Source organism: Streptomyces sp. NBC_01622 (genome assembly GCF_045209635.1).
In the GTDB taxonomy this organism is placed as follows: Bacteria; Actinomycetota; Actinomycetes; order Streptomycetales; family Streptomycetaceae; genus Streptomyces.
In genome coordinates, this window is the sequence record NZ_CP109293.1 from 6616884 (window position 1) to 6638288 (window position 21405).

The 21405-nt window shown below is 68.3% G+C and carries 20 protein-coding genes; 16 read left to right on the top strand and 4 right to left on the bottom strand.

The features are described 5' to 3' along the window. Window positions 1-20: 20 nt before the first annotated feature. Window positions 21-725, top strand: a complete 705-nt coding sequence (locus OH768_RS30510) for a demethylmenaquinone methyltransferase (RefSeq protein ID WP_406458914.1) — start codon at window positions 21-23, stop codon at window positions 723-725. A 14-nt stretch (window positions 726-739) separates the two neighbouring features. On the opposite strand, the gene OH768_RS30515 is transcribed toward OH768_RS30510, so the two are convergent. Both OH768_RS30515 and OH768_RS30520 read right to left on the bottom strand, forming a co-directional pair. After that, window positions 740-1054 (bottom strand): PASTA domain-containing protein, encoded by a 315-nt coding sequence (locus OH768_RS30515; RefSeq protein WP_019074295.1) that lies wholly within the window; start codon window positions 1052-1054, stop codon window positions 740-742. A gap of 120 nt (window positions 1055-1174) precedes the next feature. After that, the gene (locus tag OH768_RS30520; protein ID WP_406458917.1) at window positions 1175-1681 is read right to left on the bottom strand and encodes a GNAT family N-acetyltransferase; all 507 of its coding nucleotides are present in this window, start codon (window positions 1679-1681) and stop codon (window positions 1175-1177) included. A gap of 98 nt (window positions 1682-1779) precedes the next feature. Between OH768_RS30520 and OH768_RS30525 the strand changes: the two genes are divergently transcribed. After that, window positions 1780-3063, top strand: coding sequence for a geranylgeranyl reductase family protein (locus OH768_RS30525; protein WP_400979569.1), 1284 nt, complete (start codon window positions 1780-1782; stop codon window positions 3061-3063). On the opposite strand, the gene def is transcribed toward OH768_RS30525, so the two are convergent. After that, window positions 3064-3690, bottom strand: coding sequence for a peptide deformylase (def, locus tag OH768_RS30530; protein ID WP_406458919.1), 627 nt, complete (start codon window positions 3688-3690; stop codon window positions 3064-3066). Between the two features lie 196 nt (window positions 3691-3886). Next, entirely contained in the window at window positions 3887-4690 is an 804-nt protein-coding gene (locus OH768_RS30535; protein ID WP_406458921.1) for a C40 family peptidase, read from the bottom strand. A gap of 745 nt (window positions 4691-5435) precedes the next feature. Between OH768_RS30535 and OH768_RS30540 the strand changes: the two genes are divergently transcribed. Genes OH768_RS30540 through nuoN form a run of 14 tightly spaced genes read left to right on the top strand, consistent with a single transcriptional unit; the run spans window position 5436 to window position 21351 of the window. Further along, entirely contained in the window at window positions 5436-5795 is a 360-nt protein-coding gene (locus OH768_RS30540; protein WP_007383963.1) for an NADH-quinone oxidoreductase subunit A, read from the top strand. 14 nt (window positions 5796-5809) lie between these two features. Then, window positions 5810-6364 carry an NADH-quinone oxidoreductase subunit B family protein gene (locus tag OH768_RS30545; protein ID WP_006382209.1) on the top strand — a complete coding sequence of 185 codons (555 nt, stop codon included), beginning with the start codon at window positions 5810-5812 and terminating at the stop codon, window positions 6362-6364. Beyond that, on the top strand, window positions 6361-7104 hold the full coding sequence (locus tag OH768_RS30550; protein WP_406458924.1) for an NADH-quinone oxidoreductase subunit C: 744 nt from the start codon (window positions 6361-6363) through the stop codon (window positions 7102-7104). The genes OH768_RS30545 and OH768_RS30550 overlap by 4 nt, the downstream gene beginning before the upstream one ends. Further along, window positions 7101-8423: an NADH-quinone oxidoreductase subunit D gene (locus OH768_RS30555; protein ID WP_406458926.1), complete on the top strand. Its 1323-nt coding sequence runs from the start codon at window positions 7101-7103 to the stop codon at window positions 8421-8423. The genes OH768_RS30550 and OH768_RS30555 overlap by 4 nt, the downstream gene beginning before the upstream one ends. Next, a complete protein-coding gene (gene nuoE / locus OH768_RS30560; RefSeq protein WP_406458928.1) occupies window positions 8420-9268 on the top strand; it encodes an NADH-quinone oxidoreductase subunit NuoE in 849 nt (282 codons plus the stop codon). Before OH768_RS30555 ends, nuoE begins: the two co-directional genes overlap by 4 nt. Then, the gene (gene nuoF, locus OH768_RS30565; protein WP_406458930.1) at window positions 9268-10614 is read left to right on the top strand and encodes an NADH-quinone oxidoreductase subunit NuoF; all 1347 of its coding nucleotides are present in this window, start codon (window positions 9268-9270) and stop codon (window positions 10612-10614) included. The genes nuoE and nuoF overlap by 1 nt, the downstream gene beginning before the upstream one ends. After that, a complete protein-coding gene (locus tag OH768_RS30570) occupies window positions 10611-13115 on the top strand; it encodes an NADH-quinone oxidoreductase subunit G (RefSeq protein ID WP_406458932.1) in 2505 nt (834 codons plus the stop codon). Before nuoF ends, OH768_RS30570 begins: the two co-directional genes overlap by 4 nt. Further along, window positions 13112-14479, top strand: coding sequence for an NADH-quinone oxidoreductase subunit NuoH (gene nuoH, locus OH768_RS30575; protein ID WP_406458934.1), 1368 nt, complete (start codon window positions 13112-13114; stop codon window positions 14477-14479). The genes OH768_RS30570 and nuoH overlap by 4 nt, the downstream gene beginning before the upstream one ends. After that, window positions 14472-15074, top strand: a complete 603-nt coding sequence (gene nuoI / locus OH768_RS30580; protein WP_406458936.1) for an NADH-quinone oxidoreductase subunit NuoI — start codon at window positions 14472-14474, stop codon at window positions 15072-15074. Before nuoH ends, nuoI begins: the two co-directional genes overlap by 8 nt. Then, window positions 15071-15916: an NADH-quinone oxidoreductase subunit J gene (locus OH768_RS30585; RefSeq protein ID WP_406458938.1), complete on the top strand. Its 846-nt coding sequence runs from the start codon at window positions 15071-15073 to the stop codon at window positions 15914-15916. Before nuoI ends, OH768_RS30585 begins: the two co-directional genes overlap by 4 nt. After that, window positions 15913-16212, top strand: a complete 300-nt coding sequence (gene nuoK / locus OH768_RS30590) for an NADH-quinone oxidoreductase subunit NuoK (RefSeq protein WP_019074282.1) — start codon at window positions 15913-15915, stop codon at window positions 16210-16212. The genes OH768_RS30585 and nuoK overlap by 4 nt, the downstream gene beginning before the upstream one ends. 14 nt (window positions 16213-16226) lie before the next feature. Next, the gene (nuoL, locus tag OH768_RS30595) at window positions 16227-18122 is read left to right on the top strand and encodes an NADH-quinone oxidoreductase subunit L (RefSeq protein WP_406458940.1); all 1896 of its coding nucleotides are present in this window, start codon (window positions 16227-16229) and stop codon (window positions 18120-18122) included. 5 nt (window positions 18123-18127) lie between these two features. Then, complete coding sequence (locus tag OH768_RS30600) at window positions 18128-19699, top strand: NADH-quinone oxidoreductase subunit M (RefSeq protein ID WP_406458942.1); 1572 nt, start codon at window positions 18128-18130, stop codon at window positions 19697-19699. Then, window positions 19696-21351: an NADH-quinone oxidoreductase subunit NuoN gene (gene nuoN, locus OH768_RS30605; RefSeq protein ID WP_406458944.1), complete on the top strand. Its 1656-nt coding sequence runs from the start codon at window positions 19696-19698 to the stop codon at window positions 21349-21351. Before OH768_RS30600 ends, nuoN begins: the two co-directional genes overlap by 4 nt. The last annotated feature ends 54 nt before the right edge of the window (window positions 21352-21405 follow it).

Genomic DNA, 21405 nt, shown 5'->3' on the forward strand with positions numbered 1-21405 from the left:
CGTACTGCCACAATGGGCCCGTGACCCGCGCATCCCTGGACAAGCAGCCGCACGAAGTCGCCTCGATGTTCGACGACGTGGCGGAACGGTACGACCTGACCAACGACGTGCTGTCGCTCGGCCAGGACCGCCGATGGCGCAAGGAGGTCACCAAGGCGGTCGACGCCCGCCCCGCGCAGAAGATCCTGGACCTGGCCGCCGGTACGGCCACGTCCTCGCTGCCCTTCGCCCGGAGCGGCGCCTATGTCGTCCCCTGCGACTTCTCCCTCGGCATGCTCCAGGTCGGCAAGAAGCGCCACCCCTGGCTGCCGCTCACGGCCGGCGACGCCACCAGGCTGCCGTTCAAGGACGACACGTTCGACGCCGTGACGATCTCCTTCGGGCTGCGCAATGTGCAGGACACGGACACCGCGCTGCGCGAGCTGTACCGCGTGACCAAGCCCGGCGGCCGGGTGGTGATCTGCGAGTTCTCGCACCCGACCTGGGCGCCCTTCCGCACGGTCTACACCGAGTACCTGATGCGCGCGCTGCCCCCGGTCGCCCGCGCCGTCTCCTCGAACCCCGACGCCTACGTCTACCTCGCCGAGTCCATCCGCGCCTGGCCCGACCAGCCCGCGCTGGCCGAGCGACTGCGCAAGGCCGGCTGGTCGAAGGTCGCCTACCGCAACCTGAGCGGCGGAATCGTCGCCCTGCACCGCGGCTTCAAGAACGCCCCGGGCTGCTGACGGCGTGGGCCCCGCTAGCTGATCACCGTCGCGAAGAACGCGTCACCCGGCGGCTCGTCCAGCTCGCGCTGCATCCCGCCGCTCGGCGGCCGCGGTATCCGCGGCTCGCGCATACCGCCCCCGCCGTCCCCCTCACCGAAGTCGAACCACACGTAGACCATGGAGTCCCGCGGCACCTCGGCATCGGGCTGCGGGTACTGCCGTACGACGTAGTCGACGACGGCGAGATGGAAGTCGGGCCGGTCCGGCGCGTTGATGAACAGGCCGCGAGCCTGGGCTGTCTCGCGCGCGTCCACGGCCATCAGGCCGACGAGCCGCGGTACGCGCACTTCAGGTGTTTTGGGCGTTAAGCGCACAGATGTCACCCCCAGCGGTACCGGAAGGGTAACCCCGGTCCGGTGCCGACCGGAAGCGTCAAGTGTCGTTCTGTAGCTGTTGGTTACTTTCAGTTACAGTACGAGCCGGTAGCAGTGTCCCTCCTCCGCGCGCGAGGGCGTGGTGAACACCTCGGCGAGGCTCATCCCCAGCCGCCGGGTCACCGCGATCGACCGGGTGTTGCGGGCCAGCACCATCGCCACCACGCTCGGCACACCCGCTGCGCGCACCCGCTCCACGGTCATCTCCGCCGCCGCCGTGGCGTACCCCCGGCCCCAGAACTCCCGCCCCAGCCGCCAGCCGATCTCGATCTCGCCCTTCGGCCCCCAGTCCTGCGGCCACGGCTGGGCACCGGTGAAGCCGATGACCCGGCCGGAGTCGTCGAGCATGGTCCACAGACAGAAACCGCGCTCCGCGTCGTGCCGGCGCTGGCGGGCGGTGAGCTCCTCGTAGACGGACAGTTCCGCGGGCCTGCCGCCGTGGAACTCCATGACGTCCGGGTGGTCGAAGACCCGGTGCCAGGCGACGGCGTCCTCGTCGGTGGGGACGCGCAGCCGTACTGCGGGGAGAGCTCGGTTCACGGGGGCAGCCCTTCAGCCTGGTGATCAGTGGCGCTGAATAGACTGCCCATGTCCAGTGCCGGTCGGCACGCAGATTCCGAACTTGGGGAGATCCCGCCGTGACCGAGCCCCTCTCCGAAAACACCGCCGATGTGATCGTCGTCGGCGCGGGGCCAGCCGGCTCCGCCACCGCCTACCACCTCGCCAAGTCCGGACTCGACGTCCTCCTCCTGGAGAAGACCGAGTTCCCGCGCGAGAAGGTCTGCGGCGACGGCCTCACCCCGCGCGCCACCAAGCAGCTCGTGGCCATGGGCATCGACATCTCCGAGGAGGCAGGCTGGCTGCGCAACAAGGGCCTGCGCATCATCGGTGGCGGCGTCCGCCTCCAGCTGGACTGGCCGGAACTCGCCTCCTTCCCGGACTACGGCCTCGTCCGCAAGCGCGACGACTTCGACGAACAGCTCGCCCGCAACGCCCAGAAGGCGGGCGCCCGCCTCTACGAGCGCTGCAACGTCGGCGCCCCGATCATCGACGAGCGCACCGGCCACATCACCGGCGTCAACGCCAAGCTCGGCGAGGAGAAACGCGAAGTCACCTTCCACGCGCCCCTGGTGGTCGCCGCCGACGGCAACTCCACCCGCCTGTCCCTCGCGATGGGCCTGCACCGCCGCGAGGACCGCCCGATGGGCGTCGCGGTCCGCACCTACTTCACCTCGCCCCGGCACAAGGACGACTACCTGGAGTCCTGGCTGGAACTGTGGGACCGCCGCGGCGCCGAGGACCGCCTCCTGCCCGGCTACGGCTGGATCTTCGGCATGGGCGACGGCACCTCGAACGTCGGCCTCGGTGTCCTCAACACCTCCGACTCCTTCAAGGAGTTGGACTGGCGCGAGGTGCTGAAGGCCTGGTGCGCGTCCATGCCCGAGGACTGGGGCTACACCCCCGAAAACATGACCGGCCCGATCCGCGGCGCCGCCCTCCCCATGGCCTTCAACCGCCAACCCCACTACACGAAGGGGTTGTTGCTGGTCGGCGACGCCGGCGGCCTGGTGAACCCCTTCAACGGCGAGGGCATCGCCTACGCCATGGAGTCCGGCCAGATCGCCGCCGACGTCATCGTCCAGGCCCACGCCCGCCCCACCCCCGCGAGCCGCGAACTGGCCCTGCGCCGCTACCCGCAGGTCCTCAAGGACACCTACGGCGGCTACTACACGCTGGGCCGCGCCTTCGTGAAGCTCATCGGCAACCCGAAGGTCATGAAGATCGCGGCCCAGCGCGGCCTGACGCACCCCCTGCTGATGAAGTTCACCCTGAAGATGCTGGCCAACCTCACCGACCCCACGGGCGGCGACGCGATGGACCGCATCATCAACGGGCTGAGCAAGGTGGCGCCGAAGGCCTGATCAGTCGCTGAGCGCGGCCGTCTTGGCGGACCGGCGGGCGAACACCTCGTCCCGCCGGTCCGCCACCTGCCGCAGCGCCTCCTTGCGGTCCCGCTTGGAGAGCCGGTCCAGATAGACCCGGCCGTTGACGTGGTCGGTCTCACGGGCGAGGCAGCGCGCGAAGTACCCCGTGCCTTCGATCACCAGCGCGTTGCCGTCCTTGTCGAGCCCGCGCACCACGGCCCGGTCCGGACGCGGTACGTCCATCACCGCACCGGGCACCGACAGGCACCCCTCGCCCTCGTCGAGCAGCCGGCGCCCGGCCGGGTCGAGCGGGTCGAGCACCGGGTTGACGATGTGTCCGACATGTCGGACACCATCGTCTTCGGGGCAGTCGTACACGAACAGGCGCAGATCCACGCCCACTTGATTGGCCGCGAGGCCGGCTCCGTCGGCGACGTACATGGTGAGGAACATGTCGTCGATGAGTGCGGCGAGGTCGGGCCCGAACTCGGTGACGTCCCGACTCGGCCGGTGCAGGACCTCTTCGCCGACCTCGGTGACACGGCGCACGGAACCGCGCCCGGCCTCGGGCACGGGGCGGGGGTAGGAGTCGACGGGACTTCCCTGGACGAAGACACGTGGCATGACTTGCTCTCCTCGGGTTTGGCGTCCGGCTGTCTGGTCAGCCGAACTTGAGAACCTTGGGAGAAGAGCCTTTCAGGCGAGCCGCGAACTCCGGTAGAGGGAACGCCGGGTGTGCCCAAAGAGCCCGGTGGGGGTACGCCGAGGGGACCGCTGCCCCCGAGGCAACGGTCCCATGCTCACGGCGTCGTGCGCGGGCTCAGAGCACCCGCACCGCGCCGGTCGGCGGGTCGTAGGACAGCGGCCGCTCCACGATGCCGGTGGAGGGGTTCTGCGCGCCGACGAACATGCCGTCGCCCACATACACCGCGACGTGGTACGCACTGCCCGCGCTGCCCCAGTACAGGATGTCGCCGGCCTGAAGGTTGCTCAGGGATACCTGAGTACCGGCGGTCGACTGGTCCTGAGAGACACGCGGCAGGCTGATGCCGACCTGCTTGAAGGCGGCACCGACGAGCCCGGAGCAGTCGTAGGCGCTGGGGCCGGTGGCGCCCAGGACGTAGGACTTGCCGATCTGCGCCTTCACGAAGGCCACGACGGCCGCGGCCGAACCCGTGGCCGTGGACGAGCCCGTGGAGGTGCTGGTGCCCGTGGAAGCGGCCAGGGTGGTCCGCTCGGTGCTCCGCGACGTGGCGCGCTCCGCAGCGGCCTTACGGGCGTCCTCCTGGGCCTTCTTCTTCGCCTCCGCCTTCTTCTTGGCGTCCGCCAGGTCCGCCTTCGCCTGCTTCGCGGCGTTTGCGGCGGCCGCGTCGCGCTCGGCGCGCAGCTGGTAGTTCGCCGCGGCCTGCTGGGTGGCTTCGGCGGACTGTGCGACCTGGCTGGACAGATCGGCCGTCAGGGTGGGCAGTTGCAGGGTCTGCGTCGTCTCGGCCGCGTTGGCCGAGGCCGCGCCCGCCGCCGCCATGCTGAGAACGCCACCGGCAACTCCGGCACGCACGGCGATGTTCGTCGTCGCGCTGCGGCGGGGTTTCCGGTGGCTGCGTATGTGAGCGGTGTGGGACATGAGACCAACCGGTATCAGGGGCTCCTCCATACCTTCAAGAAACGTGTGCTGCGCCACAATTGTTCAACGGGCACTACGAACTTCGGGTGTGTCGTTCCTTATTGACGCCGTAACGGACATTGCGGACCTGGGCGATCAGGCCGGTGATCACGGTCTTTCATCGTTACGCCCGAATTGCCCGCCGCCTACCACTGGTTGGGACAGGTGGCCAAGCCCGGTTCTCATGCACCTCTCATGAGTGTGGTGCAGGTCACGGAACGGTTACCGGAATGCTCGCGTCTCGCGTGGGTATCGCGAGCGGTCGACTTCGTGAACGCGTGCACGCGTCCACACCGTGCCGCCCGACTCCTTCCGACGTGTGAACGGGCTCCCACTATCAAGCCGTCGCGTCCAACTCCAATTTGCATGCAAGGGAAGTCTCTTGATATTGAGACGCCGCTCTCGGCCTGCGGTGACGAGCGCATATGTCACGTCTGGTGATCGCATGGGCGCTTCACGTGTGAAGATCGCTGCTCACTCGACGTGATGATCCTTCGCCGGGTGGTGGAGATCACAAAGCTTGTGTAATACCCCGTGTCGCAGATCACAGAGCGACGGGCATAAGATGCGAAGCGGTTGGGCTTGTGACCTGCTTCACATGTTCGCGATCTTCGCCGGGACGGGCGGGAGTTGCCGAGTGTGTGAGGTGGGTGTGAGTCCGACGCCATCGCCAGCAGTCAGTGCCGACTGAGAGGAGCGAGGAGCGGTGAACGCGTATGCGCCCATCCTCGTACTGGGAGCCCTCGGGGCAGGCTTTGCGATCTTCTCCGTGGTCATGGCCACGCTGATCGGTCCGAAGCGGTACAACCGGGCCAAGCTCGAAGCGTACGAGTGCGGCATCGAGCCGACCCCCACGCCGGCCGGCGGCGGGCGCTTCCCCATCAAGTACTACCTGACGGCGATGCTCTTCATCGTCTTCGACATCGAGATCGTCTTCCTCTACCCCTGGGCCGTCACCTTCGACGCCCTGGGTGTTTTCGGGCTCGTGGAGATGCTGCTCTTCGTGCTCACCGTCTTCGTCGCGTACGCGTACGTATGGCGGCGCGGCGGCCTGGAATGGGACTGAGGGGCCTTTAACTCATGGGACTCGAAGAAAAGCTGCCGAGCGGCTTTCTGCTCACCACCGTCGAGCAGGCCGCGGGCTGGGTGCGCAAGGCGTCCGTCTTCCCGGCCACGTTCGGCCTCGCCTGCTGCGCCATCGAGATGATGACGACCGGCGCCGGACGGTACGACCTGGCGCGCTTCGGCATGGAAGTCTTCCGCGGCTCTCCGCGCCAGGCGGACCTGATGATCGTCGCGGGCCGGGTCAGCCAGAAGATGGCGCCGGTGCTGCGGCAGGTCTACGACCAGATGCCGAACCCCAAGTGGGTGATCTCCATGGGGGTCTGCGCCTCGTCGGGCGGCATGTTCAACAACTACGCGATCGTGCAGGGCGTCGACCACATCGTCCCGGTCGACATCTATCTCCCGGGCTGCCCGCCACGGCCCGAGATGCTGATCGACGCGATCCTCAAGCTCCACCAGAAGATCCAGTCCTCCAAGCTCGGCGTGAACGCCGAGGAGGCGGCCCGCGAGGCGGAGGAGGCGGCGCTCAAGGCACTGCCCACCATCGAGATGAAGGGCCTGCTGCGGTGAGTGACGCGAACGGCACCAACGGAGCCAACCCGGAGAAGGATCTGAGTGCCTCCAACCTCCCCGGCCAGCGCGGCGACGGTGGTGAGGAGATCCGCGTCCAGCGCGGCATGTTCGGCGCCAACAACGGTGGCGACACCTCCGGTTACGGCGGCCTGGTCCGCTCGGTCCGCCTGCCGGGAGCCGCGAGCCGGCCCTATGGCGGCTGGTTCGACGAGGTCGCCGACGAACTGGAAGGCGCCCTGGAGGAACAGGGACTGCTGCCCGACAACGCGATCGAGAAGACGATCGTCGACCGCGGCGAACTCACCTTCCACATCGAGCGCGAGCACCTGCTCCGCGTCGCCCAGACCCTGCGTGACGACCCGGCCCTGCGCTTCGAGCTCTGCACGGGCGTGAGCGCGGTCCACTACCTGCATGACAAGGGCCGCGAGCTGCACGCCGTCTACCACCTGCGCTCGATCACCCACAACCGGCTGATCCGCCTCGAAGTCAGCGCCCCGGACAGCGATCCGCACATCCCGTCACTGGTCTCCGTCTATCCGACCAACGACTGGCACGAGCGCGAGACCTACGACTTCTTCGGCATCGTCTTCGACGGTCATCCGGCCCTGACGCGGATCATGATGCCGGACGACTGGCCGGGCCACCCGCAGCGCAAGGACTACCCCCTCGGCGGCATCGCCGTCGAGTACAAGGGCGCCCAGATCCCGGCTCCGGACCAGCGGAGGTCGTACTCGTGAGCACGCAGTCAGCATCCGCCCGGGAAACCACCGAGGGCACCGTATATACGGTCACCGGTGGCGACTGGGACGAGGTCGTCCAGTCCGCGGCCCGGGCCGACGACGAGCGCATCGTCGTCAACATGGGGCCCCAGCACCCCTCCACCCACGGTGTGCTCCGTCTGATCCTGGAGATCGACGGCGAGACGGTCACCGAGGCCCGCTGCGGCATCGGCTACCTGCACACCGGCATCGAGAAGAACCTCGAGTACCGCACGTGGACGCAGGGCACCACGTTCGTGACGCGCATGGACTATCTGACGTCCTTCTTCAACGAGACCGCCTACTGTCTCGCCGTCGAGAAACTCCTCGGTGTCGAGGACCAGATCACCGAGCGGGCGAAGATCATCCGGGTGCTCCTGATGGAGCTGAACCGGATGTCCTCCCACCTGGTGTGCATCGCCACCGGCGGTATGGAGCTCGGCGCCACCACGATCATGATCTACGGATTCCGTGATCGTGAAATGATTCTCGACATCTACGAGCTCATCACGGGCCTGCGGATGAACCACGCGTACATCCGCCCCGGCGGACTCGCCCAGGACCTGCCGCCCGGCGCGGTGGACCAGATCCGCGAGTTCGTGAAGAAGATGAAGAAGAACCTCCCGGAGTACGACAAGCTCGCCACCGGGAACCCCATCTTCAAGGCCCGTATGCAGGACGTCGGTTACCTCGACCTGGCCGGCTGCATGGCTCTCGGCGCCACCGGCCCGATCCTGCGCTCCACCGGTCTGCCGCACGACCTGCGCAAGGCTCAGCCGTACTGCGACTACGAGACGTACGAGTTCGACATCCCGACCGCCGACACGTGCGACTCCTACGGCCGCTTCCTCATCCGCCTTGAGGAGATGCGCCAGTCGCTGAGGATCGTCGAGCAATGTCTGGACCGGCTGCAGCCCGGGCCGGTCATGGTCGCCGACAAGAAGATCGCCTGGCCCGCCCAACTCGCGCTCGGGCCAGACGGGTTGGGTAACTCGCTCGACCACATCAAGAAGATCATGGGCACCTCCATGGAGGCCCTGATCCACCACTTCAAGCTGGTGACCGAGGGCTTCCGCGTACCGCCGGGACAGGCGTACGCGGCGGTCGAGTCGCCCAAGGGCGAACTCGGGGTGCACGTCGTTTCCGACGGAGGCACCCGCCCCTACCGGGTCCACTTCAGGGACCCGTCCTTCACCAACCTTCAGGCCATGGCGGCGATGTGCGAGGGCGGCCAGGTCGCCGACGTCATCGTCGCCGTCGCGTCCATCGACCCCGTGATGGGAGGCGTCGACCGGTGACCACCAGTTCTTCGGAGCAGGGCGTCAGCCTGGGCATGCCCCAACTGCCCGCGCCCGCTTACCCGGACGACGTCCGGGCCCGGCTGGAGGCCGACGGACGGGAGATCATCGCCCGCTACCCGGACTCCCGCTCGGCCCTCCTGCCGTTGCTGCATCTCGTGCAGGCGGAGGAAGGCCATGTCACGCGCACGGGGCAGCAGTTCTGCGCGGATCTGCTGGAGCTGACGACGGCAGAGGTCGCGGCCGTCGCGACCTTCTACACGATGTACCGGCGCCGGCCGAGCGGCGACTACCAGGTCGGGGTCTGCACCAACACGCTGTGCGCGGTGATGGGCGGCGACGCGATCTTCGAGTCCCTCCAGGAACACCTGGGCGTCGGCAACGGTGAGACCACCGACGACGGCAAGGTCACCCTGGAGCACATCGAGTGCAACGCGGCCTGCGACTTCGCGCCGGTGGTGATGGTCAACTGGGAGTTCTTCGACAACCAGACCCCCGCCAGCGCCCGGCGCCTCGTCGACGACCTGCGTACGGGCGCACCCGTGGAGCCCACGCGCGGGGCGCCGATGTGCACCTTCAAGGAGACCGCGCGGATCCTCGCCGGCTTCCCCGACGAGCGGCCCGGGGCCGTCGAGGCGAGCGGCGGTGCGGGACCCGCGTCGCTGGTGGGCCTCCGCCTGGCCAGGGGAGAGACCGCACCCGCGCGCGTGGTCCATCCGCGCGGCTCCGGAGCGCCGCAGGACCAGTCGACGGCCGAGCACCTCAGTTCGCACGATGCGCCGCAGGACACGTCGGCCTCCGACCCCGCCCACCCGGCGGGGCCTGTCGCCGAGGAGGGGGAGTGATGACCTTGGCACCCGAACTGAAAGACCACAGTCCCGGGAAGCTGCTCGCACCCGTGCTGTCGGCCTTCTGGGACGAGGACGAGTCCTGGACTCTGGACACGTACCGAAGGCACGAGGGATACGAGGGGCTCCGCAAGGCGCTCGCCATGTCGCCGGACGACCTCATCGCGTATGTGAAGGACTCCGGTCTGCGCGGTCGCGGTGGCGCCGGCTTCCCCACCGGAATGAAATGGCAATTCATTCCCCAAGGGGATGGAAAACCACACTATCTAGTTGTCAACGCCGACGAGTCGGAGCCCGGAACCTGTAAGGACATCCCGCTCCTCTTCGCGAACCCGCACAGCCTCATCGAGGGCATTGTCATCGCGTGTTACGCCATCAGGTCTTCGCATGCCTTCATCTATCTGCGTGGTGAAGTCGTCCCCGTATTGCGGCGGTTGCACGAGGCCGTACGAGAGGCCTACGCGGCGGGCTACCTCGGCGAGAACATCCTGGGCAGTGGCCTGGACCTGCAGCTCACCGTGCACGCGGGTGCGGGCGCGTACATCTGCGGTGAGGAGACCGCACTGCTCGACTCGCTCGAAGGCCGCCGTGGTCAACCGCGGCTCCGTCCCCCTTTCCCTGCGGTCGCGGGCCTCTATGCGTGCCCGACTGTGGTGAATAACGTCGAGTCGATCGCGTCAGTTCCCGCGATTCTGCAAAAAGGCAAGGAATGGTTCAGGTCGATGGGCAGCGAGAAGTCTCCGGGCTTCACGCTCTACTCGCTCAGCGGCCATGTCACCAGTCCCGGTCAGTACGAGGCGCCGCTCGGCATCACACTCCGCCAACTGCTCGACATGAGCGGCGGGATGCGCGCCGGGCACCGCCTCAAGTTCTGGACGCCGGGCGGGTCCTCCACGCCGATGTTCACCGACGAGCACCTCGACGTCCCTCTTGATTACGAAGGAGTGGGTGCCGCGGGTTCCATGCTCGGCACAAAAGCTCTGCAGTGTTTCGACGAGACGACCTGCGTCGTGCGTGCCGTCACCCGCTGGACCGAGTTCTACGCCCACGAGTCCTGCGGCAAGTGCACACCGTGCCGCGAAGGGACGTACTGGCTCGTGCAGTTGCTGCGCGACATCGAGGCCGGCAAGGGCGCGATGTCCGACCTCGACAAGCTGAACGACATCGCCGACAACATCAACGGCAAGTCCTTCTGCGCCCTCGGCGACGGCGCCGCCTCGCCGATCTTCTCCTCGCTCAAGTACTTCCGTGAGGAGTACGAGCAGCACATCACGGGCCGGGGCTGCCCCTTCGACCCGGCCAAGTCCACGGCCTGGGCCGACCGCACGGAGGTGAACGCATGACGGTGACCACGAGCGCTCCCTCGGGTGGGGGAGAGGCGGCGGTCCCGCCGGAAGATCTCGTCTCGCTGAAGATCGACGGCGCCGAGATCAGTGTGCCCAAGGGCACCCTGGTCATCCGCGCCGCCGAGCAACTCGGCATCGAGATCCCCCGGTTCTGCGACCACCCTCTCCTCGACCCGGTCGGCGCCTGCCGTCAATGCATCGTCGAGGTCGAGGGTCAGCGCAAACCGATGGCGTCCTGCACGATCACGTGCACGGACGGCATGGTCGTCAAGACCCAGCTCAGTTCGCCCGTGGCCGAGAAGGCCCAGCGCGGTGTGATGGAGCTGCTCCTCATCAACCACCCGCTGGACTGCCCGGTCTGCGACAAGGGTGGCGAGTGCCCCCTGCAGAACCAGGCGATGTCGCACGGTCAGGCGGAGTCCCGCTTCGAGGGCAGGAAGCGGACCTACGAGAAGCCCGTCCCGATCTCCACCCAGGTACTGCTCGACCGCGAGCGGTGCGTGCTGTGCGCCCGCTGCACCCGCTTCTCCAACCAGATCGCGGGCGACCCGATGATCGAGCTGCTGGAGCGCGGCGCGCTGCAGCAGGTCGGCACCGGTGAAGGTGATCCCTTCGAGTCGTACTTCTCCGGGAACACCATCCAGATCTGCCCGGTGGGCGCGCTGACCTCGGCGGCGTACCGATTCCGCTCCCGCCCCTTCGACCTGGTCTCCACGCCCTCCGTGTGCGAGCACTGCTCCGGGGGCTGCGCGACCCGCACCGACCACCGGCGCGGCAAGGTCATGCGGCGCCTGGCGGCCGTCGACCCCGAGGTCAACGAGGAGTGGATCTGCGACAAGGGGCGCTTCGCCTTCCGGTACGCGCAGCAGCGCGACCGGCTGGAGACGCCGCTGATCCGCAACCCCGAGGGCGAACTCGTCCCTGCCTCCTGGCCGGAGGCGCTGCAGATCGCCGCGCAGGGACTGCTCGCCTCACGGGGCCGCACCGGTGTCCTGACCGGTGGCCGGCTCACCATCGAGGACGCCTACGCGTACAGCAAGTTCGCGCGCGTGGCGCTCGACACGAACGACATCGACTTCCGCGCGCGCGTCCACAGCAGCGAGGAGGCCGACTTCCTGGCCGCCCGGGTCGCGGGCCGCGGCCGGGACCTCGACGGCAACGGCGTCACGTACACCTCCCTGGAGAAGGCGCCCGCCGTACTGCTGGTCGGGTTCGAGTCCGAGGAGGAGGCGCCCGGCGTCTTCCTGCGGCTGCGCAAGGCCTCGCGCACGCACGGGCAGCGGGTGTTCTCGCTGGCCACGTTCGCCACGCGCGGGCTGGAGAAGGCGGGCGGCATTCTGCTGCCGGCCGCTCCCGGCACCGAGACCGAATGGCTGGACGCGCTCGCCAGCGGGGTCGGTCTGGAGGATGACGGAGCCCGCGCCTCCGAGGCGCTGCGCACCGAGGGCGCGGTGATCGTCGTCGGCGAGCGGCTGGCCGCCGTCGCCGGGGGCCTCACCGCCGCCGTACGGGCCGCGTCCGCGACCGGTGCCGGGCTGGTGTGGATTCCGCGCCGGGCCGGGGAGCGCGGCGCGATCGAGGCGGGGGCGTTGCCGTCGCTGCTGCCGGGCGGGCGTCCGGCGACCGATCCACGCGCGCGTGAGGAGGTCGCCGCCGCCTGGGGTGTCGCCGAACTCCCACACCGCTACGGCCGCGACGCCGGCCAGATCGTCGAGGCCGCCGCCGGTGGTGAGCTGCGGGCGCTGCTCGTCGCCGGTGTCGAGCCGGGTGACCTGCCCGACCCGGCACGCACGCGTGCGGCACTCGACGAAGTCGGCTTCGTGGTCTCGCTCGAACTGCGGCCCAGTGAGATCACCGAACACGCCGATGTCGTCCTTCCGGTCGCGGCGGTCGCCGAGAAGGCGGGTGCCTTCCTCAACTGGGAAGGCAGGGTGCGCTTCTTCGACGCCGCGCTCAAGCCCGACCAGATGCCCCGCACCCTCGCTCCCACCGACGCGCGGGTCCTGCACATGCTGGCCGACGCCATGGACGTACACCTGGGACTGCCCGATCTGCGCACCGCGCGCGCGGAGTTGGACCGGCTCGGTGCCTGGGACGGACCGCGGGCCACCGAACCGCTGGAGACCGCGGGCGTGCTGCCCCGGCCCGCCGCCGGGGAGGCCGTGCTCGCCGGGCACCGGCTGCTGCTCGACCAGGGCGCCCTCCAGGAGGGTGACGACGCGCTCGCCGGCACCCGGCACGCCGCCCACGCGCGCGTGTCGGCCGCCACCGCCGCCGAGGCGGGCGTCAAGGACGGCGACACCCTCGCCGTGACCGGCGCCTCCGGAACAGTCGAACTCCCGCTGTTGATCACGGAGATGCCCGACCGCGTGGTCTGGCTCCCGCTGAACTCCACCGGCGGGGGCGTCGCCTCCGACACCGGGGCGCTGCCCGGCGCACTCGTCCGCATCGGCCCGGCCACGCTCGCGGGCGAGGCCCCCAAGGAGGTGGAGGCATGAGCAATCTGTACCTCGCCGCGGAAGACCTCTCGATGTTCGGCCGCGACCCCTGGTGGCTGGTCGTCGTCAAGGCGGTGTTCTGCTTCGCCTTCCTGATGATCACCGTGCTGTTCTCGATCGTCTGGGAACGCAAGGTCGTCGCCTGGATGCAGCTGCGCATCGGCCCCAACCGGCACGGCCCCTGGGGCATGCTCCAGTCGCTCGCCGACGGCGTGAAGCTGATGCTCAAGGAAGACCTCATCGTCAAGCGCGCCGACAAGGTGGTCTACGTCCTGGCGCCGGTCGTCGCGGCCATCCCGGCCTTCATGGCGATCGCGGTCATCCCCTTCGGACCGGCCGACAACGAGGTGTCGATCTTCGGCCACCGCACCACGATGCAGCTCACCGACCTCCCGATCGCGATGCTCTACATCCTCGCGGTCGCCTCGGTCGGCATCTACGGCATCGTCCTCGCGGGCTGGAGCTCCGGCTCCACCTACCCGCTCCTGGGCGGCCTCCGCTCCTGCGCGCAGATGATCTCCTACGAGATCGCCATGGGTGCCGCGTTCGCCTCGGTGTTCCTCTACTCCGGGTCGATGTCCACGTCGACGATCGTTGAACAACAGCACGACCGCTGGTACATCCTCCTGCTGCCGGTCTCCTTCATCATCTACGTCATCACGATGGTCGGCGAGACCAACCGCGCCCCCTTCGACATGCCGGAGTCCGAGGGCGACCTGGTCGGCGGCTTCAACACCGAGTACTCGTCCATCAAGTTCGCGCTCTTCATGCTCGCCGAGTACGTGAACATGGTGACGGTCTCCGCGGTGTCGACCACGCTCTTCCTGGGCGGCTGGCGGGCCCCGTGGCCGATCAGCTCCTTCTGGGAGGGCGCGAACCACGGCTGGTGGCCGATGCTCTGGTTCGTCGTCAAGGTCCAGCTGCTGCTGTTCTTCTTCATCTGGCTGCGCGGCACCCTCCCGCGCGTGCGTTACGACCAGTTGATGAAGCTCGGCTGGAAGGTCCTCATCCCGGTCTCCGTGGTCTGGCTGATGCTCGTCGCGACCGTACGGACCCTCAGGAACCAGAACTACGACTTCGCCGACATCACCCTCTACATCGTCGGCGGTGTGCTCGCCCTGCTGTTGCTGTCCTTCATCGCGGACATGTTCCGCCAGAAGGCCAAGGAGGACGCGCAACTGGCCGAGGAACCCGCCGGGTTCGACGCGATGGCGGGCGGATTCCCCGTACCGCCGCTGCCGGGACAGGAGTTGCCGCCGGTGCCTCGGCGCCCCTCGCGACGCGAGCGGGAGCTGATTGTCAGTGGCGGCTCGGATACTGGCAGTGACGGATCTCTGGATGGAAAGGAGGCGTCCGATGGCTGAGGAGCCCAAGGAGACCAAACCCGGTTTCCAGAACCCCGTGGCCGGCTTCGGCGTGACCTTCAAGGCCATGTTCAAGAAGCGGCTGACCGAGCAGTACCCGGAGCAGCAGAAGACCACAGCCCCCCGGTTCCACGGACGGCACCAGCTCAACCGCCATCCGGACGGCCTGGAGAAGTGCGTCGGCTGCGAGCTGTGCGCCTGGGCCTGCCCCGCCGACGCCATCTATGTGGAGGGCGCCGACAACACCGACGAGGAGCGCTACTCGCCGGGCGAGCGGTACGGCCGCGTCTACCAGATCAACTACGCCCGCTGCATCCTGTGCGGCCTGTGCATCGAGGCCTGCCCCACGCGCGCGTTGACGATGACCAACGAGTTCGAGCTGGCCGACAGCAGCCGCGCCAACCTCATCTACACCAAGGAACAGCTGCTGGCAGGCCTCGACGACACCATGGTCGACAGCCCGCACGCCATCTACCCGGGGATGGACGAACAGGACTACTACCGGGGCCTGGTGACGGAGGCCGCACCCGGCACGGTGCCCCAAGTCGCCGTCTCCAAGGGCGAGAAGCCCAAGGAAGAGGGGGTGGAAGCATGAGCCCCCAGCTCGCCGCCGCCTACTCCACCTCCACCGGCGAGGCCTTCCAGTTCTGGGTCCTCGGCACGGTCGCGGTGATCGGCGCCCTGTCCACCATCCTCATGAAGAGGGCCGTGCACAGCGCCCTCTCCCTCGCCGGGACCATGATCATCCTGGCGGTGTTCTACCTCGCCAACGGCGCCTACTTCCTGGGCGTCGTCCAGATCATCGTCTACACCGGCGCGATCATGATGCTGTTCCTCTTCGTGGTGATGCTGGTCGGCGTCACGGCCGCCGACTCCCTGACGGAGACCATCAAGGGCCAGCGCTGGCTGGCCCTTCTCTGCGGGCTCGGCTTCGGCATCCTGCTGGTCGCGGGCATCGGCAACGCCTCCCTCAACCAGTTCGACGGCCTGAGCACGGCCAACGCGAACGGCAACGTGCAGGGCCTGGCCGCCCTGATCTTCACCAAGTACGTCTTCGCGTTCGAAATCACCGGCGCCCTGCTGATCACGGCAGCCGTCGGCGCCATGGTGCTCACGCACCGCGAGCGCACCGAGCGGCCCAAGACCCAGCGCGAGCTGTCCGAACAGCGCGTCCGCGAGGGCAAGCACGTCCCGCCGCTCCCGGCCCCCGGTGTCTACGCCCGGCACAACGCGGTGGACGTCCAGGGCATGCTGCCCGACGGCACCCCGTCCGAGCTCACGGTCAGCAAGACGCTCCGTGATCGCGGTCAGATCCGTGACGTGTCCAGCGAGGCGCTGGGCGATCTGCGGGCCCTGGAGCAGCGTGCCGAGGAGCGTCTGGAGCGCACCGAGATCGCGCCGACGAACCTCAAGCGGACCGAGGAGGCGTCGAAGTGAACCCCGTCAACTACCTCTATCTCTCCGCCCTGTTGTTCACGATCGGCGCCACCGGCGTCCTGATCAGGCGGAACGCGATCGTCGTCTTCATGTGCGTCGAGCTGATGCTCAACGCCTGCAACCTCGCGTTCGTCACCTTCTCCCGGATGCACGGCAACCTCGACGGTCAGGTCATCGCCTTCTTCACGATGGTCGTCGCCGCCGCGGAGGTCGTGGTCGGGCTCGCGATCATCGTGTCGCTGTTCCGTTCCCGCCACTCGGCCTCGGTCGACGACGCCAGCCTGATGAAGCTCTGAGGGGTCGCTGAATCGTGGAGAACCTGATTGCGCTGCTGGTAGCGGCGCCTCTGCTCGGAGCGGTCGTACTGCTGTGCGGCGGCCGGCGGCTCGATGCCGTCGGCCACTGGATCGGCACGCTCCTGTCGTCCGCCTCCTTCGTGATCGGTGTCGTCCTCTTCACCGACCTGCTGGGGAAGAACGCCGAGCACCGGACGCTCATGCAGCACCTGTGGACCTGGGTCCCCGTCGAGGGCTTCCAGGCGGACGTCACCTTCCGCCTCGACCAGCTGTCGATGACCTTCGTCCTGCTGATCACCGGTGTCGGCTCGCTCATCCACCTGTACTCGGTCGGGTACATGGAGCACGATGAGCGCCGCCGCCGCTTCTTCGGCTATCTGAACCTGTTCCTCGCGGCGATGCTGATCCTCGTCCTCGCCGACAACTACCTGCTGCTGTACGTCGGTTGGGAGGGCGTCGGTCTCGCCTCCTACCTGCTGATCGGCTTCTGGCAGCACAAGCCCAGCGCGGCCACCGCCGCGAAGAAGGCCTTCCTGGTCAACCGGGTCGGCGACATGGGCCTGTCGATCGCCATCATGCTGATGTTCACGACGTTCGGGACCTTCGCCTTCGGGCCGGTCCTCAGCCACGTCGGTGACGCCTCCGAGGGCAAGCTCACCGGCATCGCCCTGATGCTGCTGCTCGCCGCCTGCGGCAAGTCCGCCCAGGTGCCGCTGCAGTCCTGGCTCGGCGACGCGATGGAGGGCCCGACCCCGGTCTCCGCCCTCATCCACGCGGCGACCATGGTGACCGCGGGCGTCTACCTGATCGTCCGCTCCGGAGCGATCTTCAACGCGGCGCCCGACGCACAACTCGTCGTCACCGTCGTCGGCGCCGTCACGCTCCTGTTCGGTGCGATCGTCGGTTGTGCGAAGGACGACATCAAGAAGGCCCTCGCCGGCTCGACCATGTCGCAGATCGGCTACATGGTGCTCGCCGCGGGACTCGGCCCCATCGGCTACGTCTTCGCGATCATGCACCTGGTGACACACGGCTTCTTCAAGGCCGGGCTGTTCCTCGGCGCCGGTTCGGTCATGCACGGCATGAACGACGAGGTCGACATGCGCAAGTACGGCGGCCTCCGCTCGTACATGCCGATCACGTTCATCACCTTCGGCCTCGGCTACCTCGCCATCATCGGCTTCCCGGGCCTGTCCGGCTTCTTCTCCAAGGACAAGATCATCGAGGCGGCCTTCGCGAAGGGCGGCACCGAGGGCTGGATCCTCGGCGGCGCGGCCCTGCTGGGCGCGGCCATCACGGCGTTCTACATGACGCGCGTGATGCTGATGACGTTCTTCGGCGAGAAGCGCTGGCAGCACGACGAGAACGGCAACGAACCGCACCCGCACGAGTCCCCGAAGACGATGACGATCCCGATGATCGTGCTGGCCTTCGGGTCGGTCTTCGCCGGCGGCATCTTCGGCATCGGCGACCGCTTCCTGCACTGGCTGGAGCCCATCACCGGCTACGAGGAGGGCAACTCCCCGGTCAGCGCCCTCACGGTCACCCTGGCCACCATGGTGGTGCTCGTCATCGGCGTCGCGATCGCCTGGGCGCAGTACGGGCGTCGTCCGGTCCCGGCCGTCGCCCCGCGCGGCTCGCTGCTCACCCGGGCCGCCCGCCGCGACCTCCTCCAGGACGACTTCAACCACGTCGTCCTGGTGCGCGGCGGCGAGCACCTCACCCGCTCCCTGGTCTACGTCGACCACACCCTGGTCGACGGCGTCGTCAACGGCACGGCGGCCTCCATGGGCGGCCTCTCCGGAAGGCTGCGCAAGCTGCAGAACGGCTACGCGCGGTCGTACGCGGTCTCGATGTTCGGCGGTGCGGCCATCCTCGTCGCCGCGACCCTGCTGATGAGGGCGGTCTGATACCGATGTCCTTTCCCCTCCTGACAGCGACGGCGGCGCTCCCGGCCCTCGGGGCGGTCGCCACGGCCGCCGTCCCGGCCGCCCGGCGAACCGCCGCGAAATGGCTGGCGCTGTTCGTCTCGCTGGCGACGCTCGCGCTGGGTATCACCGTCCTGGTGCGCTTCGACCCGGGCGGCGACCGCTACCAACTCACGGAGTCCCACGCCTGGATCGCCGACTTCGGGGTCCGCTACGAGCTGGGTGTGGACGGCATCGCGGTCGCGCTCGTCGCGCTCACCGCCCTGCTGATCCCGTTCGTGATCCTGGCCGGCTGGCACGACGCCGACCCCCTGGAGACCGGCAGCAAGCGCTGGCGGCCCACCCAGGGTTTCTTCGCCCTCATCCTTGCGGTGGAGGCGATGGTGATCATCTCCTTCGAGGCCACCGACGTCTTCCTCTTCTACATCTTCTTCGAAGCCATGCTGATCCCGATGTACTTCCTCATCGGCGGCTTCGGGGACCGGGCCCACCAGCACGGCGACAAGGCGGCGGCCACCCAACGGTCGTACGCCGCCGTCAAGTTCCTCCTCTACAACCTGGTCGGCGGCCTCATCATGCTGGCGGCCGTGATCGGCCTCTACGTAGTGGCCGGGAACTTCTCGCTCGCCGAGATCGCGCAGGCGCGGGCCAACGGTTCGCTGCACATGGCGACCAACACCGAACGCTGGCTGTTCCTGGGCTTCTTCTTCGCCTTCGCGGTGAAGGCGCCGCTGTGGCCGCTGCACACCTGGTTGCCCAACGCCATGCAGGAGTCCACCGCGCCGGTCGCCGTGCTCATCACGGCGGTCGTCGACAAGGTGGGCACCTTCGCGATGCTCCGCTTCTGCCTCCAGCTCTTCCCGGAGGCCAGCAAGTGGGCGACGCCCGTCATCCTCGTCCTCGCCCTGATCAGCATCATCTACGGGGCGCTGCTCGCGGTCGGGCAGCGGGACATCAAGCGGCTGGTGGCGTACGCGTCGATCTCGCACTTCGGGTTCATCATCCTGGGCATCTTCGCGATGACCAGCCAGGGCCAGTCCGGTGCGACGCTCTACATGGTCAACCACGGTATTTCCACGGCCGCGTTGATGCTGGTCGCCGGATTCCTGATCTCGCGGCGCGGCTCGCGTCTGATCGCCGACTACGGAGGGGTGCAGAAGGTGGCCCCGGTGCTCGCCGGCACCTTCCTGATCGGCGGTCTGGCCACCCTGTCGCTGCCGGGACTCGCGCCCTTCGTGAGTGAGTTCCTGGTCCTGGTCGGCACGTTCTCGCGCTACCCGGCGATCGGGATCATCGCGACCTTCGGCATCGTCCTGGCCGCGCTGTACACCCTCGTCCTCTACCAGCGGACGATGACAGGCCCGGTGAAGCCCGAGGTCGCCGCGATGCCGGACCTGCGACCGCGTGAACTCCTGGTCGTCGCCCCGCTGATCGTGCTGCTGATCTTCCTGGGCGTCTACCCGAAGCCGGTCACGGACATCGTGAACCCGTCGGTCAAGCAGACCCTGTCCGACGTACACAAGAAGGATCCCAAGCCCTCGGTGGAGGCGGCCAAGTGAGCGCAACAGCCGTCCACAGCCTGTGGACAACGGCGGCAGCCGCGGACCCGATCTCGAAGATCCCCGCACCGAAGATCGAGTACGGGCAATTGTCGCCCACCTTGATCATCCTCGGCGCGGCGCTCATCGGGGTACTGGTCGAGGCGTTCGTCCCGCGCAAGTCCCGTTACTACGCTCAGGTGTTCGTGTCCGTCGTGGCGCTCTGCGCCGCCTTCGCGGCGGTCGTGGCACTCGCGGCGGACGGGTACGGCACCACCAAGGCGCACATCGCGGCGATGGGCGCGATCGCGGTCGACGGACCCTCCCTGTTCCTCCAGGGCGTGATCCTGCTCTCCGGACTGGTCGGCCTGTTCACCTTCGCCGAGCGGCGGCTCGACCCGGAGGCGCACGGCAACCGCGTCGACTCCTTCGCCGCGCAGGGCGCGTCCGTGCCCGGCAGCGACAGCGAGAAGGCCGCCGTCAAGGCCGGGTTCACGACCACGGAGGTGTTCCCGCTCCTGCTCTTCGCGGTCTCCGGAATGCTTGTCTTCCCGTCCGCCAACGACCTGTTGACCCTGTTCGTGGCCCTGGAAGTCTTCTCCCTCCCGCTCTACCTCCTGTGCGCCCTGGCCCGCCGCAAGCGGCTCCTGTCGCAGGAAGCGGCGGTCAAGTACTTCCTCCTCGGCGCCTTCGCCTCCGCGTTCACCCTCTTCGGCATCGCGCTGCTCTACGGCTACGCGGGCTCGATGTCGTACGCCACGATCTCGCAGGTCGTCGACGGCTCCATCACCAACATCAACCCGGCCCTCGCGGACACCATGGGCAACGACGCGCTGCTGCTCATCGGCGGCGCGATGATCGTCATGGGGCTGCTGTTCAAGGTGGGAGCGGTGCCGTTCCACATGTGGACGCCCGACGTCTATCAGGGCGCGCCGACCCCGGTCACCGGCTTCATGGCCGCCGCGACCAAGGTGGCCGCCTTCGGAGCGCTGCTCCGGCTCCTCTACGTCGTGCTGCCGGGCCTGCGCTGGGACTGGCGGCCCGTCATGTGGGGCGTCGCGATCATCACGATGCTGGGCGGCGCGATCGTCGCGATCACCCAGACCGACATCAAGCGGCTCCTGGCGTACTCGTCGATCGCGCACGCGGGCTTCATCCTCGCCGGCGTCATCGCGACCACCCGGGACGGCGTCTCGTCCGTGCTCTTCTACCTGGGCGCGTACTCGTTCGTGACGATCGGCGCCTTCGCGGTCGTCACCCTCGTACGGGACGCGGGCGGCGAGGCGACGCACCTGTCCAAGTGGGCTGGGCTCGGGCGGAGGTCGCCACTGGTCGCGGCCGTCTTCGCGGTGTTCCTGCTGTCCTTCGCGGGCATTCCGCTGACGGCCGGCTTCGCCGGGAAGTTCGCCGTGTTCAAGGCGGCGGCGGCCGGCGGCGCGGCCCCGCTGGTCGTGGTCGGTGTGCTCTCCTCCGCCATCGCGGCGTTCTTCTACATCCGCGTGATCGTGCTCATGTTCTTCAGCGAGCCGAGGCCCGACGGCCCCACCGTCGCGGTCCCGTCCCCGCTGACCATGGCGACGATCGGGATCGGCGTGGCGGTCACGCTCGTCCTCGGTGTGGCCCCGCAGTACTTCCTGGACCTGGCGAACCAGGCGGGGATCTTCGTCCGCTGAGTACGGGCCGAAGGCCCCGGTTCCCCTCGTGGGGGCCGGGGCCTTCGCGCATGT